The following is a 1,918-nucleotide window of genomic DNA, read 5'->3' on the forward strand; positions in this document are numbered from 1 at the left end:
CCATTATAAAATCAAAATCTAATTTGAAGTTATATCTAATAAAATAGGCAATAAATAATGTGAATAATACAATGACTACATCAAGAAATAGGATTAACCACTTTGAGGCATATTTTTTAGATATTTTATTTAAAAAAGCATCCATCAATAATTGAAATAATTCTTTATTATGGTTACTATTCTATTTAAATCATCGTTGTCTAAATTAGATCCACTTGGAAGGCAAATACCTCTTTGAAATAAATCATCAGATACTCCATTAACATAACTAACAGATTTTTTAAATAAAGGTTGCTGATGCATTGGTTTCCACGAAGGCTTAGTTTCAATATTATCCTGACTTAATAATTCAGAAATCTTGTTTTTTGAATTTTCTGAATCAACTAAAATGCAATTAAGCCATCTGTTTGAATAATAATCAAGAGGTTCTTCTTGAAACTGAATTTCAGGGATAGTACTTAGTTCTTTATGATAATAGTCAAAATTCTCTCTTCTTTTTGTTATTCTATCACCTAAACTATGAATTTGCCCTAAGCCAATAGATGCTACTATGTTTGACATTCTGTAATTATACCCAATTTTAGAATGCGTATAATCATTACCAGAATCAATGGCTTGAGTTGAAAGAAAAATAGCTTCGTTTTTATCCAATATGCTTCGGGTTATTAGGCATCCGCCACCAGAAGTTGTTATTATTTTATTTCCGTTAAAGGAAAAAATTGAATAGTCACCAAAAGTGCCACAAGGGATCTCTTTATATTTGCTACCCAAAGCCTCAGCACTATCTTCAATAACTTTTATGTTGTAATTTTTTGCGATTTTATGAATTTCTTCAACATTGTAAGGCATACCATATAAATTAACTACAATAATAGCTTTTGGTGCTTTACCAGTTTTCTTAATTCTATCAATTATACATTCCTCCAATAATTTTGGACACAAATTCCAGGTATTACTTTCGCTATCAATAAAAATAGGGATCGCTTTTTTGTATAAAACAGGGTTTACAGACGCAATAAAAGTTTTGCTCTGACAGATTACTTCATCGCCTTCTTGAATATTTGCAAGTTCTAAAGCTAAATGGATAGCTGCAGTACCTGAATTTAAGGCAACAACATGCGATCCTTTTCCAATGAATTCTTGAATTTTATTTTCAAATTCAGTAATGTTAGGTCCAACAGGAGCAATCCAATTTGAGGCAAAAGCTTCATTAATATATTTTAGTTCTAAACCAGTCATATGAGGTGGTGATAACCAAATTTTTTTTTTCATTTATTAATTATTCACTATAAAAATCATTGTTTTAAACTTAATAATCAAATAAATACGACAAAAAACCACTTTCTACGTTCTTTATTTTTTATAAGATAAAAATAATCTATTTAATCTAAGATAAATTGTATTTAGTCACTTTTTGCGAATATTGAAAAATAAATTTTATTACTTTTAACCAAAATAATATCAATGAAGAACAATCCTTTTAATGGAGCAATTTTCCAACGTATTTGGTTAAAACATTTTAACAATGGAAATACACCTATATCGTTTAATAGTTTAAAGCAAATAAAATTTTATAAACCTTCTAATTATCTTGCATATGTTAATGTGGGCAAGAACATTACAAACGGTAATTATTATTCAATTGCTGAAGGAGAAACCGATTTTAAAGGCAAAGTTTTCCTTATTTATGATGTGCCAAGTTATTTTGGAGTAAATACCGATGTGAAAAGTGCTATTAAATCTAAAAAAATTAATCAGTATAAAGGGTTTTCGTCTCAGCTTCAGGAATTTAGAACTTTCGATGATTTTTTTACATCACAATTTACATCTAAAAGCAGGTATAAGTACAGAAGAAATGTTACAAGATTAGAAAGCGCTTTTAATATAGATTACAAAATTTTTTATGGGGAAATTTCAA

1 protein-coding gene and 1 pseudogene are annotated in these 1,918 nt (G+C 27.9%); one reads left to right on the forward strand and one right to left on the reverse strand.

Features of this window, described 5'->3' with window-relative positions:
• Window positions 1-144 precede the first annotated feature (144 nt).
• The gene (locus Q0352_RS11540) at window positions 145-1,272 is read right to left on the reverse strand and encodes an aminotransferase class V-fold PLP-dependent enzyme (protein WP_299527643.1); all 1,128 of its coding nucleotides are present in this window, start codon (window positions 1,270-1,272) and stop codon (window positions 145-147) included.
• A gap of 192 nt (window positions 1,273-1,464) precedes the next feature.
• Between Q0352_RS11540 and Q0352_RS11545 the strand changes: the two are divergent.
• A pseudogene (locus Q0352_RS11545) lies at window positions 1,465-1,918 on the forward strand (hypothetical protein); the annotation flags it as partial.

The sequence above is a fragment of the uncultured Lutibacter sp. genome, from assembly GCF_937891065.1.
GTDB lineage: Bacteria > Bacteroidota > Bacteroidia > Flavobacteriales > Flavobacteriaceae > Lutibacter.